The sequence below is a fragment of the Gilliamella sp. CG35 genome (assembly GCF_046635745.1).
Classification (GTDB): Bacteria; Pseudomonadota; Gammaproteobacteria; order Enterobacterales; family Orbaceae; genus Gilliamella; species Gilliamella apicola_I.
Window position 1 is genome coordinate 135,315 of sequence record NZ_JBIDFH010000004.1, and the last position, 18,127, is coordinate 153,441.

Sequence of the window (18,127 nt, forward strand, 5' to 3'; positions counted from 1 at the left end):
TAAATTTGAAACTATCGACGATCAGCAAAAATTCTTAACAACAAAATAAACAAGTTGATAAAATCAAGATAAAGCGTTAATGCTCCAAGAATAACATAACGTCTAAACATATTTGGGTCATCTTGTGATATGTTTTCGCCTAATTCTTTTAATTTTTGAGTGTCATACGCTGTTAACCCTGCAAAAACAAAAACACCAATATAGGTTACTGCCCACATTAATGGTTCACTTTGTAAAAATATATTTACGATCGAAGCGATAATAATACCAACTAATCCCATAAATAGGAAACGCCCAAAACCGGATAAATCACGTTTTGTCGTATACCCATAAAATGCAAGTGCACCAAACATACCCGCAGTGATAAAGAAGACGCTTGCTATTGAAGATGAGGTATAAACAAGGAAATAAATAGAAAAAGTACAACCATTTAAGACTGAATATAACATAAATAATGTTGTCGCCGCTGCACCTGATAATCGGTTAATTAAACCAGAGATAACAAATACTAATCCAAGCTCAGCAATCAATAGAACCCACATTATGTTATATAATACTCGCATAAGATGCACATTCGTTGATGCAAACCACGCAATCATTGCCGTTAAAAGCAAACCTACCGTCATCCAACCATAAACATGACTCATATATGTTTGCACACGGCTACCGGATTGTTCAATAATTGAACCATTAGGAGTATATCCTGCCATTCCTTACCTCTCATTAAAAATAAATTGACATAACATAGCTATTATATAGTAAATAGTAATTAATACCATTTTTTCAATGCATCAACATCAGATTTTTTTGCTTCAACCCAATTATTACCATCAATAGTATTTTCTTTTTTCCAAAATGGTGCTTCATTTTTTAATATATCCATAATAAACTCAGCTGCCGCAAATGCATCTGAGCGATGTGCACTACTCACCCCAACAAATACAATTTTTTCATTAGTTTTAATATCACCCACTCGATGAATGACAGCGATTCGACTCAATTGCCAACGTTGTCTAGCTTGTACAACAATATTGCTCAATACCTTTTCTGTCATTCCCGCATAATGCTCTAAATAAAGTCCAATGGTCTTTTTTTCTGTACAACGAACTTTACCAATAAATGTTACCACCGCACCATCTTGTGGTAATTCAGAAAGCCAGCTAATAATGTCATTAGTATTAATCGATTCATCGTCAATTTTAATTATCTCCATTTTATCCTCCCGTTACGGGCGGGAAAAATGCAATTTCATCGCCTGATTGAATAATATAGTTAACATCCACAAATGTTTGATTCACTGCACATAATACTGTTTTTTCTTTTAATGCCAATGCCCACTTATCACCGCGTTGACTAAGATGCTCAATAAGTTCAGAAATAGACCAGTGTTCGGCATTCAATTTAATATTATCTATTCCAACTAACTCTCTGGTTTGAGCAAAAAAAATAATTTTATTCATGATGTTCTTTTTCTATGTTTGTGCAACAAAATCACCAGATTTTCCACCTGTTTTTGATAGCAACCTTACTTGTGTTATTACCATATCTTTTTGAACTGCTTTACACATATCATAAATGGTTAACGCGGCAACCGAGGCAGCAACCAGCGCTTCCATTTCAACGCCGGTTTGCCCATTTAATCGGCAAAAAGATTCAATTCTTATACAACTTCTATCAATATCTGCTTGAATATTGATTTCAATTTTAGTTAATAATAATGGATGACATAAAGGAATCAGTTCCCAAGTTTTTTTTGCTGCTTGAATTCCAGCAATTCGTGCTGTTGCAAACACATCCCCTTTTTGATGCTTTTCTTCTAGAATCATATTTAATGTTTTTTCACTCATTAAAATTATTGACTCTGCTTTCGCTTCTCGCGTTGTTATTTTTTTTTCTGAGACATCAACCATGTGCGCATCACCACGCTGATTAATATGTGAAAATAACTCTGACATCTTTTATCCCTTTCATAGTCATCAAAAATCCGATAAGATCAAGATAGCAAATTTTACAACTTGAAACCACTTTTCACATCTTAAAATTAGATTTCATGGTGTAGCTTTTGCGAGTTCATTTAATTTTACGTACAATACGAGTTTAATTTAACCATTGATGTGATTTTTCATGCTTATCGCTCATGTAGCTTTACCTGTACCATTACACCAACTTTATGATTATCAATTAACTATGCCTGCTCAAATTGGTATGCGGGTGAAGGTTCCTTTTGGTCATCGTGATGCAATAGGCATAATTGTTAATATCGATAAACATACCGATGTTGATATTAGTCATTTGAAATCCATAAAATCAATTGTTGATGAATCACCCATATTTAATGATTCAATATGGCAATTATTAAATTGGGCAGCAAGTTATTATCATTATCCAATAGGTGAGGTGTTATTTCATGCTTTACCCATTTTATTAAGACAAGGACGAGCAGCAAGTAAGGATGAAATTAAAAAATGGCAATTAACTGAGCTTGGTAAGCAGTTCAATATAGACTCAATGCCTCGTGCGACCAAACAAAAACAACTATTATTAGCATTAAAAAATGATACGCTACAAGAAACCGACTTTAATTCAGCTGTCTATCTTGCATTACAGAAAAAACAGTTAATAGAACAAGTCCGTTGTTTACCAGACAGTACTGAATGGCAAACTTGCTATTCAACAAATACAACTACAATTGAACTCAATGCACAACAATCAAATGCCATTCAAAGCGTCAATAAACAGATTGATAATTTTAATGTGTTTCTTTTAGAGGGAGTAACCGGTTCAGGCAAAACTGAAGTCTATTTAAATATTTTATCTCACGTGTTATCAATGGGAAAACAAGCATTGGTATTAGTACCTGAAATCAGTCTTACACCGCAAACCATTACCCGATTTAAACAACGTTTTAATGCACCGATTGACATTTTACACTCAGGATTAACGGTCAAAGAAAGACTGGGGGTATGGTTAAGAAGTCGTAATGGCGAAACAGCTATTGTCGTTGGAACACGCTCTTCACTTTTTACACCATTTAAAGAGTTAGGTATCATTATTATCGATGAAGAACATGATAGCTCTTATAAACAACAAGAAGGTTGGCGCTATCATGCTCGAGATTTGGCAATAATTCGAGCCAAAATTGAAAATGTTCCGATTTTGTTGGGTTCTGCAACACCTTCACTTGAAACGCTCAAAAATGCTATCTATCATAAATATCAGTTACTCCAGCTTACTGAAAGAGCGGGTAATGCAACGCTGGCTAAACAGTCTATTTTAGATATTCGAGGTTTAAACCTCGATGCAGGATTATCACAACCATTAATTGAGCAAATCCAGAAACACTTATTTGATAATAATCAAGTCATGCTCTTTTTAAACCGACGGGGTTTTTCACCATTACTGATCTGCCATGACTGTGGTTGGATTGCAGAATGTCCTCGTTGTGACAGACCCTATACTTATCATCACAAACAGCACAAATTGAGTTGTCACCATTGTGATACACCACGAGCTGTTCCTCAACAATGCCCTAAATGTGGATCGACTCACCTCGTGCCAATTGGATTTGGAACTGAACAGCTTGAAAAAAGACTCGAAGTTTTATTCCCCGATATTAAAATTAGTCGCATTGATCGCGATACAGTCAGTAAAAAAGGCGCATTGAATAATTATTTACATGATATTCAACAAGGCGGAGCTCATATCTTAGTTGGCACTCAAATTTTAGCGAAAGGCCATCATTTTCCAGATGTTACTTTAGTTGGAATTATCGATGTAGACGGAGCGCTATTTTCAAGTGATTTTAGAGCAACAGAACGATTTGCACAAATTTATACTCAAGTTTCTGGTCGGGCAGGTCGGGCAACTAAAGCTGGCGAAGTTATTTTGCAAACCTATCATCCAGATCACCCACTTCTTAATATTTTATTAAATGAGGGATATCAAAAATTTGCAAGCGTAACACTACACGAACGTCAATTAACACAGTTACCCCCTTTTAGCTATCAAGTATTGATCCGTGCAGCAGATCGTAATAATCGTTATGCTCCCATTTTTTTACAAAAAATTCATGACTGGTTAAAAGCAAACTGTGATTTAGGTTTATGGCAACTTGGCCCGATGCCTGCAAATCAAGCTAAAAAGGCAGACTACCATCGGTGGCAATTACTTTTACAACATACTAATCGCAAATTGTTACAAAAAATATTGGATAAACTTATTCTCAACATTGAAAAGTGGGGAGAAAGTTCACGAGTACGTTGGAATATAGATGTCGATCCGGTAGATTATTAGGGTTAGGCATTTTCCACCAATATGAATTGGTGGAAAATAATATCACAACGCTATTTTCCCGATGTTTTTATCAAGAGTGGCTTGCCCGATACCAGAGACTTCTTTAAGTTGTTCAACCGATACAAATGGTCCAAATTTTTCACGATATTCAACAATTTTTTGAGCTTTACTTAATCCAATTCCTGTTAATATTTTTGTCAGTTCTTGCGCTGACGCAGTATTAATATTAACTTGAATGGTCTGCTTTTGTTCTTGCTTAACGGGTGATATTGGCGTTGGTTCCGCTAAACTGATTGATGAAAAGATAAAAGACGATAGTAAAATACCAAATAATGAAATTCGTTTCATATAATTAACCTCTAAAATAGTTACGCAATTAAATTTGCGTTAGCACTATCTCATTTAATTTAATGAAACGATTTAACTTGTTATAAAAATGAGAAAAGCCACACAAGTGGCTTTTAGTTTTAACAGTGTCTATATCAAATTTTCGATGTATATCACAAATTTGAGTTTGGCATAATTTCAATTTTTGCTCTAGAACGCATATCCGTAGCTAAAGAATTATAGGTATTTTGCAAATAATAACGCAGTAAATAAGATGAAACATCTTGCCACTCACCATCTTTAACTTGTGTTAATACCGTGATATAAGCATCATGTTTATTGATGTATTCAACCCCATATATACGTTTATCGGTTGCCGAAGGAACTAAATTAAACACCATATCAACCACTTTCCTATCAAGTTCATTAGAATCTCTTTTCAAGGTATAATTGGTAGAAAATTGTACTTGTTTTGATGTGCCTTTTTCATTTAACTCTTTCACAATATCATCTACTGTTGATTTAAAACGACTATCAACAATATCATCATAAAGTTTTTGATGTATTTCGTTTTTTACCTCTTCAAATGAAGCAATTCCTTCAGGTTTATAATCGACAACTTGAATGATAAAATCTGACATGTCTAAATCTCGTCCTACAGGTATTATTTCTGAAATTTTACCCGTCACTTTATCATCAGCAATCATGTCGCTACTAAATATGACATCTCGTACTTCTGGATAACGAGCAATTGAACTTGCATCATTATAATAAGTCCAATCTGTTTCTTTAACGTCTAAACCAGCCTCTTTAGCTATCGCATCGAAATCGTTAGAATGGTTAACTAGCGCTGACTTCATTTTATCTTCAGCATTTTCAAAATGTTGTTGAATTTTGTTTTCTTGAAGCTTGGTCTTAATTTGGTATTTTGCATAATCATAATCCATAGATTTAGCTTTTTGTAAATCATCTAGTTTGACAATGACATAACCACCTTCGACTTGTATTGGTTTAGAAACTTCACCAATATTATGTAAATTTGCCTCTTTAAAAGGTTGTGGTAAGTCATCATTATCAGCAAACCAACCTAGTGAACCATTTTTGCCATAAGGGGAAACATCTTCATTCTGATTAATATTCTTCAATACTGTTGAAAATTCGGTTCCCGATGATAGGTCTTTGACGATATCTTCAGCTTGATTATAGTCTTTTACAAAAATCACACTAAACGATTTTTTGGCAGGATAGGTATATTCCTTTAGGTTATCATTAAATTCTTTTTTAATGTCTTTATCATCAATACTGATAGTGTTTAGATAATCTTGCTTAGAATTTGCTATGTATTTAAATTTAACTCTTTCCTTTCTAAAAAAAGAATTTTTATGCTCATCATAGTATTTTTGCTCATCTTCAGTCGTAATATTGACATCATCCATTTTGACAATAGAAGAACTGATTGGCGCGGCATAAATAGTTCTTGTTTGATCAAGTAATTGTGACAAATCAGAATCATTTGGTACAACAAAATCACTATAGATTAATGAACTGATAAGCTGTTGTCGCTGTGCAGCTGCTCTAATAGACTCCGCATAAGCCTCTGGTGTAAAGTTATTTGCCGCAAGAAGATTTAAATATTTTTGATTACTAAACTTTCCGTTTTCAAAAAATTCCTTTTGCTTGCTAATCATTTCTTTTAAACGATCGTCACTAATATTAAGGTTGAGCTCTTTAGATAATTGGTAAGCGAGATAGTTATTAATTTGATCAGCAAGAACATCTCGACGAATTTGTTTAATAAAAGTGCTATCACCCATCGCTCTTGATGATTCTGCACTAGCCTGAGCCTCAAATTGCGCTCGACTAATCCCTTCACCATCCACTTTCGCTATATATATTTGTTCATCACGTGCACTATTAGCGCCACTGAACACGCCGGTAAAAATAAAACTTATAATAATTATAGCGAATATAATTTTAACAGCTACATGGTTTGCAGCTGCTCGGATTGTTTCCATCATTTCTAAAGATTCTCCATAAAACCAATAATTAATTTGGCAAGTATAGCATATTTACTAAAATAGGCTATTGTCAGAATGTTAAGCAAAAAAAGATCAACATGCGTTGATCTTTTTGAAATTTTGATAATTAATTTAATCGAGCTGGCACTTCAACATTCCCTTTTACTTTTTTAATCGCCTTTTTAGTCGGTTGTTTTAAAGTAACTTTATTGGTAACAGGTTCCATTCCAAATGGGTTATTTTGAAGTGCTACGGTTATAACATCATCAATCCATTTTACAGGTATAATTTCAACTTCAGATTTAACATTGTCTGGGATGTCTTCCAGATCTTTGACATTATCCATTGGAATTAACACAGTTTTAATGCCACCACGATGTGCTGCAAGAAGCTTTTCTTTCAAACCACCAATTGGTAACACTTCTCCACGCAATGTGATCTCGCCTGTCATTGCAACATCAGAACGAACAGGATTACCCGTTAATGTTGATATTAATGAAGTACACATAGCAATGCCTGCACTTGGACCATCTTTTGGTGTCGCACCATCTGGCACGTGCACATGAATATCACGTTTTTCATAAAAATCACTATTGATACCCAATTTCTCCGCTCGAGAACGAACAACTGTTAATGCAGTTTGAATGGACTCTTGCATAACATCACCTAATGATCCAGTATAGGTAAGTTTTCCTTTACCTGGAACACTGACAGATTCAATAGTTAACAAATCACCACCGACCTCTGTCCAGGCAAGTCCAATAACTTGTCCTATTCGGTTTTCATTATCCGTTTTTCCATAATCGAAACGTTGCACGCCTAAGAACTCTGCTAAATTAGCTTGCGTGACTTTCACTTTTTTCAATTTACTATCTAGCGCTAATTGTTTAACAACTTTGCGACAAATTTTGGCTATTTCACGCTCTAAACTTCGCACACCTGCTTCACGAGTATAATAACGAATAATACCGATAATGGCAGAATCTTCAATGTCAATTTCTTTTGATTTTAAGCCATTATTTTCAATCTGTTTAGCAATTAGATGTTGTTTAGCAATATTCAATTTTTCGTCTTCTGTGTAACCAGAAAGTCGAATCACTTCCATTCTATCAAGTAATGGAGCAGGAATATTCATTGAATTTGCCGTTGCAACAAACATCACATCGGATAAATCATAGTCAACTTCCAAATAGTGATCACTAAATGCATTATTTTGCTCTGGATCAAGAACTTCTAATAAGGCAGAAGCAGGATCACCACGCATATCAGATGCCATTTTATCAATCTCATCTAATAAGAATAATGGATTTTTCACCCCAACTTTAACCATACGTTGAATTAATTTACCCGGCATAGAACCGATATAAGTACGTCGATGTCCACGTATTTCTGCTTCATCACGTACACCACCTAAAGCCATTCGGACATACTCTCGCCCTGTTGCTTTAGCTATTGACTGACCAAGCGAAGTTTTACCAACACCTGGTGGCCCAACTAAACATAAAATAGGGCCTTTTACTTTATTGACTCGTCCTTGCACAGCTAAATACTCTAAAATTCGGTCTTTGACTCTCTCAAGTCCATAATGATCCTTATCTAGAATCTTTTGAGCAGCTTCAATATCTTTTTTCACTTTACTTCGTTTATGCCAAGGAACTTGTAACATCCAATCAATATAACCACGTACCACGGTCGCTTCCGCTGACATTGCTGGCATCATCTTAAGTTTATTAAGTTCAGCCATAGCTTTTTCTGTGGCTTCTTTTGGCATTTTTGCTTTAGTGATTTTGGTTTTTAACTCTTCAAACTCATCAGGTTTATTATCAATATCACCCAATTCTTTATGAATAGCTTTGATTTGTTCATTTAAGTAATATTCTTTTTGCGCTTTTTCCATTTGTTGTTTTACACGCTGACGAATATTTTTTTCAACTTGCAACAAATCGATTTCAGCTTCCATCATTGCAATAAGCAATTCGAAACGTTTTTCTAAATCAGCTGTGACTAGAATTTGTTGTTTCTGATCCACTTTCAAAAATAGCGTTGCCGCAATAGAATCTGATAATTGTGAAGGTTCTTTTATTAAACGAATTGAATCAACCACTTCTTGTGTGATTTTTTTGTTGAGTTTTGAATATTCTTCAAAATTAGATAATACAACGCGGACAAGCGCTTCATTGAGATCTTGAGCACGTTTTTTCTCACTAAGTGGTTTAATATTAGCAATTAAAAAGTCATCATCATTTTGATCGACAATATCAACTATTTTAGCTCGCTCTACGCCTTCGACTAAAACTTTCACTGTGCCATCTGGCAATTGGAGTAATTGTAGAATATTCGCTATCGTGCCAATTTCATATAAATCTTCAATATCTGGATCATCTTGCGATGGATTTTTTTGGGTAACAAGAAAAACTTGCTTATCCATTTCCATTGCACTTTCAAGGCAACGTATAGATTTATTTCGTCCTACAAAGAGAGGGATCACCATGTGTGGGAACACAACAACATCACGTAATGGTAAAATAGGCATAATCATTGATTTAGTTTGTTTTGTTTTCATATTGTTCTCTCTGGTAATACAAACTTATTAGGTAGATATTGGGATTGTTTTGAGATATTCAAGCCTATTTTATTATTGTTTAAAACATATTATTCCTTAAAAGCCTTGACGAATTCAATCACACATAATGTTTAGTTTTACTTATACAATTTTTTCATCAGTATACTGCCACTTTCATGGCAGTTTATTTCTATCATTAAGCTAAAAGTTTCGTGTTATCTCGATACACTAGCTTAGGTGGTTGAGATTTTTCAACCGTGTCTTGTTCAACAATCACTTGTTTAATATTTTTTTCTGATGGTAAATCATACATCGTATCTAATAAAATATTTTCAACAATCGAGCGTAAACCACGCGCCCCTGTTTTACGTTGCATCGCTTTGACGGCTATGGCGTCTAATGCTTCTTTAGAAAACTCAAGATCTACACCATCTAAATCAAACAATGCTTGATATTGTTTAGTTAATGCATTTTTAGGTTCAGTCAATATACTGATTAGCGCATCTTTATCCAGTTCAGATAGTGTACCAATCACAGGTAACCGTCCAATAAATTCTGGAATTAAGCCAAATTTCACTAAATCTTCAGCTTCGATTTGGGCTAACAGTTCAGATTCAGAAGCTTTTTGCTTGGTACTTTTAACATCAGCGCCAAAACCGATTCCTGTATTAGTTGAAACACGATTTTCAATGACTTTATCCAAGCCACTAAATGCGCCACCACAAATAAATAGGATTTTTGATGTATCAACTTGTAAAAATTCTTGTTGAGGATGCTTACGTCCCCCTTTAGGTGGAACGGATGCAACCGTACCTTCAATAATTTTTAACAATGCTTGTTGAACACCTTCGCCCGACACATCCCGTGTGATTGATGGATTATCTGATTTTCGTGAAATTTTATCAATTTCATCTACATAAATAATACCACGTTGCGCTTTTTCAACGTCGTAATCGCAATTTTGTAGTAATTTTTGAATAATATTCTCAACATCTTCGCCCACATAACCCGCTTCCGTTAGCGTTGTGGCATCGGTCATTGCAAAAGGAACATCCAGATATCGAGCCAATGTTTCAGCTAATAATGTCTTTCCACTACCTGTTGGTCCAATTAATAAAATATTACTTTTACCTAATTCAACATCTCTCGGATTAGAATAGTTGCGTAACCGTTTATAATGATTGTAAACCGCTACAGATAATACTTTTTTGGCGCGATCTTGACCAATAACGTACTCATCAAGATGTGCACGAATTTCATGAGGAGTTGGTAAAGGTTTACTGATAAACTCTTCATGGGAAAGAAAGTTTTTAGTTTCCTCTTTCAAGATATCATTACACAAACCAATACATTCGTTGCAAATATAAATAGATGATGGCCCTGCAATGAGTTTACGAACTTCATGCTGACTCTTACCACAAAAAGTACAATAAAGTAATTTTTCGGAATTTGTTTTATTCACTTTAACCACCTACCTAGTCTGTTATTAAGATCGTTTACTGTATATGGCATCCACTAAACCATATTCAACCGCTTTTTCAGCAGACATAAAGTTATCACGATCTGTATCTCTTTCAATCACGCTAATATCTTGACCTGTATGCATCGCCATAATTTTATTTAATCGACTTTTAACCTGTAAAATTTCTTGAGCATGAATTTGTATATCAGAAGCTTGACCTTGAAAACCGCCTAATGGTTGATGGATCATCACTCGAGCATTAGGCAAGCAGTAACGTTTTCCTTTTGTACCGGCAGTTAGAAGTAAAGACCCCATTGAACAAGCTTGGCCTAAACAAATAGTGCTAACATCAGGTTTGATAAATTGCATCGTATCATAGATTGCCATTCCTGCTGTTACTACACCACCAGGTGAATTGATATAGAGATGAATATCTTTTTCAGGATTTTCGGCTTCTAAAAATAGCATTTGAGCAATAATTAAATTAGCCATGTTATCTTCAACTTGACCTGTTAAAAATATAATCCGCTCTTTCAATAAACGTGAATATATATCATAAGCCCTCTCTCCACGAGAACTTTGCTCAACCACCATTGGTATAACACTCATAAATGGTTCTAACGGCATTTTTATCTCCTAATTAAACAAAATAGCCCAAACAGATAATCCTTATTTGGGCTTTAAAGTAATTTTTTTAAACTGAATAAAACTGCTAATTAAGCCATTTGCTGATTCATTAATTCAGAAAATGAAGAATTTTTATCAGTTACTTTTGCACTAGCTAATAACAGATCAACAACTTGATCTTCTAGCGCTACAGAACGGATATTGTCCATCGCTTTTTTATCTTTGCGGTAATATTCTATCACTTCTTTAGGATCTTCATAAGCCGTTGCTATTTCATCAATCAATGTTTGCACACGAGCCTCATCAGCTTTGAGTTTATTACTTTCAATGATTTCACTGAATAATAATCCAATACTGACACGTCGTTTTGCTTCAGCTTCAAATAACTCTTTTGGTAGTTCCATTGGTTGTTTCATGTTGCCACCAAAACGTGATAAAGCCTGTTGACGTAATACATCAACTTCACGATCGATTAACGCAGTTGGAACGTCAATTTCATTATTTTTAACCAATCCATCGATAACTTGTGATTTGATTTTGTTACGAATTGTCGCATTAAGTTCACGTGTCATATTTTTACGAACTTCAGCGCGTAAACTTTCGATTGTTCCATCAGCAATACCAAAACGTTTAATAACATCTTCAGTCAGCTCAGGAAGTTCAAGCTCTTCAACTTTTGTCAATGTTGCAGCAAATACAGCTGGTTTACCTTTCAAGTTTTCAGCGTGATAATCTTCCGGGAAGGTTACATTAATATCAAACGAATCACCTGCTTTATGCCCAATAATCGCATCTTCAAAACCTGGGATCATTCGACCTTGTCCTAAAACTAATGCAAAATCATTAGCTTTTCCACCTTCAAACTCTTCTCCATCTACTTTACCCACAAAATCTAAAGTCACTCGATTTTGTTCGCCTGCAGCTTGTTCTGTTACTTTCCAAGTACCTTGTTGTTTACGTAGTGTTTCAATCATAGTTTCAACATCTGCATCGACAACTTCTGCAACAGGTTTTTCAACTTCAATTTTATCTAAATCTTTAACTTTAACGTCAGGATAAACTTCGAATTCAACGTTAAATGTGTAATCTTCTCCATTTTTATATTCTTTAGGAGTATAAGTTGGAGCACCAGCTGGATTTAATTTTTCTTGAATAATCGCATCAATAAAACTTTTTTGCATTAAATCACTTAATGCTTCTTGTAAAATTGAAGCACCGTAACGCTGTTCAACAAGTTTTAAAGGCACTTTTCCTTTACGGAAACCATCAATACGAACTTTTTTAGCCGTATTAACTAATTCTTTATCAATAGCTTTTTTAATATTTTCAGCTTTAATAGTAATTGACAAACGTCGACCTAAACCTTGTGTTGTTTCTACCGAAACTTGCATCTTTATACCTCGGAATTATTGAATATATTCAGCCCATAAATAAATCATCAATGATATTTGGGCTTAAAAAAATTATAAAATAGGTTGGCATTATACCGACCGAAACTGGCTACGTCGAGCTATTTAATAGTTTCTTCTCAAGTGATTTCAAGCGTTTATTCATTTCATCAATATGTAAAACTAATGAAGCGGTTTTTCGCCATATTTTATTCTCTTGCAATGGAATACCTGATGAATAAACGCCTGGCTTAGTGATCGGGCGCATAACCATGCCCATTCCAGTCACAGTGACTTGATCACAAATTTCCATATGTCCATTGATTACACTTGCGCCACCAATTAAACAATGACGTCCTATAGTCAGACTTCCTGCCATTATTACACCACCAGCAACGGCAGTATGGTCACCTATAATATCATTATGGGCAATTTGGCATTGATTATCAATAATCACCCCATTACCAATCACGGTATCATCAAGTGCACCACGATCTATCGTAGTTGATGCCCCAATTTCGACATTATCACCGATAATAACACGTCCAAGTTGAGGGATTTTAATCCATTTACCTTTGTCGTTCGCATAACCAAATCCATCAGAGCCAATAACGGTTCCAGATTGAATCAGGCAATTTTTACCAATAACGCAATTATGATAAACAGTTACATTAGCCCACAATTTAGTGTCGGCACCAATAGTCGTATTTTTTCCTACAAAACAACCCGCTCCGATAATGCAGCCATCCCCTAAATGTACACCGCTTTCGATAACGGCATTAGCACCGACCGAAACATTAGCGCCTAATTGAGCGGTAGGGTCGATCACAGCAGAAGGCGCGATATCTTTGGCAGGATCGGGGGTTGTATCAAGATATTGTGCTAATTTTGCATAGGCAAGATAAGGATTTTTAACAATCAATGCAGCACCGTGCCAATACTTAAGGCTATCTTCAGTCATCACAATAGCAGAAGCTTTACATTCTGCTAATTTGCTTTGCAATTTTTGATCCGCCAAAAAAGTGATTTGCCCAGATACAGCGCTTTTCATTGAAGCTATACCGGTAATGAGTATATCTGCATTACCGTGTAATTGTGCGTCAAGATAGTTTGCTAGTTGCTCTAAACGACAAGCCAACATTATTTTTTGACCTTTTCCAATACTTTTTCAGTGATATCAACGGCATCAGAGGCAGAAAGTGCTGCTTCGGCTTTCAAAATAAGATCATATTTTTCAGTAGCAACAATCTCTTTAACTGCACTTTGAATTTGTTTCAATAATTTTTCTGCTTCTTCATTTTCACGTTTACGATATTTTATTGAAAAATCTTTTGCTTTACTTTCAAAATCAGCAATTGTTTTATTCAATTTGCTTTTTTCCGATGCAGATAGTGTTGGACCATCTTTTTTCAAACGAGCACTTGCATTCTTCGCTTTTTCTTCTTGATCTTGTAACGATTTGATTTGTGATTCAAATTCCTTATCTAATGCTTTACCAACGGCTTCCCGTTGAGGCATTTGTTGTAATACAGACATCACATCTATAACACCAATTTTTATTTCTGCATTAGCTATACCTGTATAAAGAAGCGCTGCACTAAGACTAAGAATAGATATAATTTTTTTCACTTTTTTCACCTATGTGTATTTCATTTAATTACAACATGGTTTTACCATGTTGAACCTATGTTAAACTGGAATTGTTGAGACGAATCGCCGTCATATTTCTTAAGCGGTATTGCGTAAGAAAATACTAATGGTCCAAGTGGTGACATCCACTGTACTGCAACACCTAGCGAAACTCGTATATTTGAAGGAGAACTGTAATCATGCAAATGATTACCTTTTAAGTTCCATTCGGTATCCCAAACCGTACCTGCATCAACAAAGAATGATGTTCGAATACTATCGGAATACTTTTCACTAATAAAAGGCGTTGGAACAATTAATTCAGCACTTGCAAACGCTAATGCATTACCACCTACCGCATCTTTAGACTCTACACATCCTGAAGTATTATTTAAATTACTACAGTTTGCTCTATTAAAATAGACTGCTTTAGGCCCAACAGTATTGGATTTAAATCCTCGAAGCACGGTCGAACCACCTGCATAAAAGTTTTCATAAAATGGTAGCTGTTTTCCACCAAAACCATTTCCATAACCTAATCGACCACGCGTTAAGAATACCCAATTATGATCGTTATCAAGAGGATAATAATAAGATGCATCTGCAACCACTTTATAGAAGCGGTTATCAAATATTGGAGCCGTAATTTTTGCGTTAGCCGATACTTTTAAACCTTCTGTAGGGAAATAACCACGATTTAATGAATTATATGTCCAATTCGCATTTAATAATAAATCATTAGTATCATAGGTCATGGAGTGTTTATTTTTAGTGTTTTCACCCATTGAATGGAAGTAACGCCACATACCATATTGTGGTTTCATATCGGATAATTTCCGATTAGCATACTCGCTACCAAAACGGATAAAATTATTTTCACTAATTGGGAAACCTAAATTAGCTGATGCACCCCATAACTTACTTGAATAAACAGATTCATCATCATCATCATCTGCTTTATAAGTATTGTAATAAATGCTTCCGCCTAAGCTCACCCCATCAATAGTAAAGTAAGGGTTTACAACTGATATCGATGCAGTTTTATCGGTATTTGTCGTATTTACATCGAATGAAACACTATTACCCGTACCTAACCAGTTATCTTGCGAAATACCAGCATTAAAACTAATACCACTATCAGAACCAATACCGACACCAAGTTTGATGCTACCTGTGTTACGCTCCGCGACTTTGTAAGTAATATCAACTTGATCTTCGGCCCCCGGAACACGCTCAGTTTCAACATCTACTGATTCAAAAAATCCTAGTCGACTTAAGCGATCTTTACCTAATTCTACAAGTCCATTACTCAGCCAAGAACCTTCCATTTGACGAAGTTCACGACGGATAACACCTTCACTTGTTATGGTATTACCTTCTATGTTGATATTACGAACATAATAACGCGGCCCTACATCAACAAACATAATTAATTTTACGGTATGCGTTGAATCATCCATTTCAGGTTGAATACTGACTTTTGGATAAGCATAACCAAAATTTGCAAGTAGCTGTTTCACATTATCTTCAATATCAGTAATTTTTTTACCATTATACAAATCACCCGTTGAAACACGCTCTTTTGCTATTTTAGTAATCGCATCCTTATGTCCGGCAAAATCCCCTTTGAAGTCAAAATCAGATAATTTATATTGTTCACCTTCATGAATATTGATAGTGACATAAATACCTTTCTTATCTGGCGTTAAACTGACTTGCGTGGATTCAATATTAAAACGTGCATAACCTCGATTTAAGTAGAAGCTTTGTAATTCATCTAAATCAGAAGCTAATTTTTGTTTTTGATATTTGCGATCGCCAAGCATGTTCCACCACGGCACTTCATCGCGCAGTGAAAAGCGTGAAATTAGCTCTTCGGACGAAAATGCCTTAGCCCCAACAATGTTGATTTGATCGATTAACGCTGATTTACCTTCCGCTACAACTAATTTTAAATCAACGCGATTACGAGATAATGGTGTGACAACAGCTTTAATTCGAGCATTATATTTACCGACGCTATAATAAAAATCTTCTAGCCCTTTTTCCATGGCAGAAAGCATGGTTCTATCAAGTGCGTCGCCTTCCCGAATACCGGAGCTATCTAAATTCTTTTTCAGCATATCATCTTTAATTGATTTATTACCTGAAAAAGTAATACTCGCAATGGTTGGACGCTCTTCAACATGAATGATTAAGCTATTACCATCTCTAGAAATAGTAATATTATCGAAGTTTCCACTCGAGTAAAGTGATTTAACAATATGCCCCAAATCAGACTCACTGACATAATCACCAACTTGGATTGGCATATCAAGCAATGCTGCCCCTTGAGTTACCCGTTGTAATCCTTCAAATTTGATTTCTTTTACTACAAAATCATCAACACAAAATGCATTGGAACTATATACTGCTGTTGTGCTAAACAGCAAAGATGCTATAAGTAATTTATTTATTTTTTTCATTGTAAATGTTTATAACCTCATTCCATCACAATCGTAAAACATCATTAAATAGTGCAATCCCCATTATTACCAGTAAAAAAGCAAATCCGAAACGATAAAAACGTTCTTTTGCTTTAATTGATAGACTTTTACCCTTTATTTTTTCAAATAATAAAAAAATAAGATGCCCACCATCTAGCATTGGTAATGGAACAAGATTGATTACCCCCAAACTTATACTAATAAATGCCAGAAAATATAAGTAAGGTGTGAAACCATAACTTGCTGTTTGCCCTGCGCTTTTTGCTATTGTTATTGGTCCTGATAAATGATTAAGTCCAATAACACCTGTTACTAACTGATAAAAAGAACGAATTGTTAACTGAGTAGTTAACACTGTTTGTTCTAATCCTTTGCCAAACCCTTCTAAACATCCATACTGCTTAATGACTGCTTCCGAGGTAGGATATAGCCCCGCAATACCTTCCCCATTTGCCTGTATTGACGGCGTTAAATCAAGGTAAAGATTTTTATTTTCACGCTCAATTTTTAATCTTATTTGATTACCTTTCTTTATTATAGCTGAAAAATCATTCCAATCTACATAAGGGTGTTCATCATAACTTAGAATCTTATCACCAATTTGTAAACCCGCTTTTTCGGCAGCTGAATTTGGTATAATTTTACTCACAATTGGATAAATTTCCAATGTTTTAGGTACCAACCCAAAGGTCTTTATTGCTGATTCTTTTTCAATATCAAAATGCCAATGACGAATATCAACACGTTGACTAACTTCTTTTTGATGATTATTACCAGCATTAATCAAATAGGTAATCGTCACATCATCTTGTCCTAAAATAGACATTAATGCAAAATTTACATCATTCCAACTTTCGATCTGTATATTATTAATCTTTTTTAACTCTGCTCCTGAAGGGATATTCACAGTAGCAACAGGTGTATCGGGTATTGTACTACCTATTTTAACCGGATAGGTAACAACACCAAGCATAAAAATTATCCAATAAAGAATGAAAGCTAAAATAAAGTTAGCAAATGGACCTGCAAATATAATTGCTGCTCGTTGCCATATCTTTTTTTTATCAAAAACCTGTTTTTCTTCGTCGGTTGATAAGTTTTTCGCATTTCCGTCCAGCATTCTAACATAACCACCTAGTGGAATCATAGCAATGACAAATTCTGTTCCACCTGAAAACTTATATGACCATATTTTTTTCCCAAATCCTATGGAAAAACACTCAACCCGAACGCCACATAGCCTTGCCACGAAAAAATGCCCAAATTCGTGTACTGTAACTAATATACTAATGGTAATAATAAATAACAACAGAGACCAAAGCAAAGTTAATTAC

Annotated in this window: 15 protein-coding genes; 1 reads left to right on the forward strand and 14 read right to left on the reverse strand. The window is 34.9% G+C overall.

Features of this window, described 5'->3' with window-relative positions; all coding sequences use genetic code 11:
- Positions 1-11: 11 nt before the first annotated feature.
- The 4 genes from ACGH4F_RS03150 to moaC are packed head-to-tail and all read right to left on the reverse strand — an operon-like array spanning position 12 to position 1,955.
- Positions 12-710 (reverse strand): Bax inhibitor-1/YccA family protein, encoded by a 699-nt coding sequence (locus ACGH4F_RS03150; RefSeq protein ID WP_411589948.1) that lies wholly within the window; start codon positions 708-710, stop codon positions 12-14.
- Between the two features lie 59 nt (positions 711-769).
- Complete coding sequence (moaE, locus tag ACGH4F_RS03155; RefSeq protein WP_411589949.1) at positions 770-1,213, reverse strand: molybdopterin synthase catalytic subunit MoaE; 444 nt, start codon at positions 1,211-1,213, stop codon at positions 770-772.
- A gap of 1 nt (position 1,214) precedes the next feature.
- Positions 1,215-1,460 carry a molybdopterin synthase sulfur carrier subunit gene (gene moaD / locus ACGH4F_RS03160; RefSeq protein WP_267352394.1) on the reverse strand — a complete coding sequence of 82 codons (246 nt, stop codon included), beginning with the start codon at positions 1,458-1,460 and terminating at the stop codon, positions 1,215-1,217.
- Between the two features lie 12 nt (positions 1,461-1,472).
- Complete coding sequence (gene moaC, locus ACGH4F_RS03165) at positions 1,473-1,955, reverse strand: cyclic pyranopterin monophosphate synthase MoaC (RefSeq protein WP_267361344.1); 483 nt, start codon at positions 1,953-1,955, stop codon at positions 1,473-1,475.
- 169 nt (positions 1,956-2,124) lie between these two features.
- On the opposite strand from moaC, the gene priA reads away from it, so the two are divergent.
- Positions 2,125-4,293 (forward strand): primosomal protein N', encoded by a 2,169-nt coding sequence (gene priA / locus ACGH4F_RS03170; protein ID WP_411589950.1) that lies wholly within the window; start codon positions 2,125-2,127, stop codon positions 4,291-4,293.
- A gap of 42 nt (positions 4,294-4,335) precedes the next feature.
- On the opposite strand, the gene ACGH4F_RS03175 is transcribed toward priA, so the two are convergent.
- The 10 genes from ACGH4F_RS03175 to rseP form a co-directional block, all read right to left on the reverse strand.
- Positions 4,336-4,641, reverse strand: coding sequence for a ComEA family DNA-binding protein (locus tag ACGH4F_RS03175; RefSeq protein WP_267352397.1), 306 nt, complete (start codon positions 4,639-4,641; stop codon positions 4,336-4,338).
- A 152-nt stretch (positions 4,642-4,793) separates the two neighbouring features.
- Positions 4,794-6,638: a SurA N-terminal domain-containing protein gene (locus ACGH4F_RS03180; RefSeq protein WP_411589951.1), complete on the reverse strand. Its 1,845-nt coding sequence runs from the start codon at positions 6,636-6,638 to the stop codon at positions 4,794-4,796.
- Between the two features lie 127 nt (positions 6,639-6,765).
- Complete coding sequence (gene lon / locus ACGH4F_RS03185) at positions 6,766-9,201, reverse strand: endopeptidase La (RefSeq protein WP_267352399.1); 2,436 nt, start codon at positions 9,199-9,201, stop codon at positions 6,766-6,768.
- 196 nt (positions 9,202-9,397) lie between these two features.
- Positions 9,398-10,663: an ATP-dependent protease ATP-binding subunit ClpX gene (gene clpX / locus ACGH4F_RS03190; RefSeq protein ID WP_267361334.1), complete on the reverse strand. Its 1,266-nt coding sequence runs from the start codon at positions 10,661-10,663 to the stop codon at positions 9,398-9,400.
- Positions 10,664-10,687: 24 nt separating this feature from the next.
- Positions 10,688-11,290 carry an ATP-dependent Clp endopeptidase proteolytic subunit ClpP gene (gene clpP / locus ACGH4F_RS03195; protein WP_065558960.1) on the reverse strand — a complete coding sequence of 201 codons (603 nt, stop codon included), beginning with the start codon at positions 11,288-11,290 and terminating at the stop codon, positions 10,688-10,690.
- 89 nt (positions 11,291-11,379) lie between these two features.
- On the reverse strand, positions 11,380-12,681 hold the full coding sequence (gene tig, locus ACGH4F_RS03200) for a trigger factor (RefSeq protein WP_267352401.1): 1,302 nt from the start codon (positions 12,679-12,681) through the stop codon (positions 11,380-11,382).
- 109 nt (positions 12,682-12,790) lie between these two features.
- Complete coding sequence (gene lpxD, locus ACGH4F_RS03205) at positions 12,791-13,819, reverse strand: UDP-3-O-(3-hydroxymyristoyl)glucosamine N-acyltransferase (RefSeq protein WP_267352402.1); 1,029 nt, start codon at positions 13,817-13,819, stop codon at positions 12,791-12,793.
- Positions 13,819-14,307 (reverse strand): OmpH family outer membrane protein, encoded by a 489-nt coding sequence (locus ACGH4F_RS03210; RefSeq protein ID WP_411589952.1) that lies wholly within the window; start codon positions 14,305-14,307, stop codon positions 13,819-13,821. Before ACGH4F_RS03210 ends, lpxD begins: the two co-directional genes overlap by 1 nt.
- A gap of 41 nt (positions 14,308-14,348) precedes the next feature.
- Entirely contained in the window at positions 14,349-16,772 is a 2,424-nt protein-coding gene (bamA, locus tag ACGH4F_RS03215; protein WP_267361331.1) for an outer membrane protein assembly factor BamA, read from the reverse strand.
- Between the two features lie 25 nt (positions 16,773-16,797).
- Positions 16,798-18,117, reverse strand: coding sequence for an RIP metalloprotease RseP (rseP, locus tag ACGH4F_RS03220; RefSeq protein ID WP_411589953.1), 1,320 nt, complete (start codon positions 18,115-18,117; stop codon positions 16,798-16,800).
- Positions 18,118-18,127: the final 10 nt, after the last annotated feature.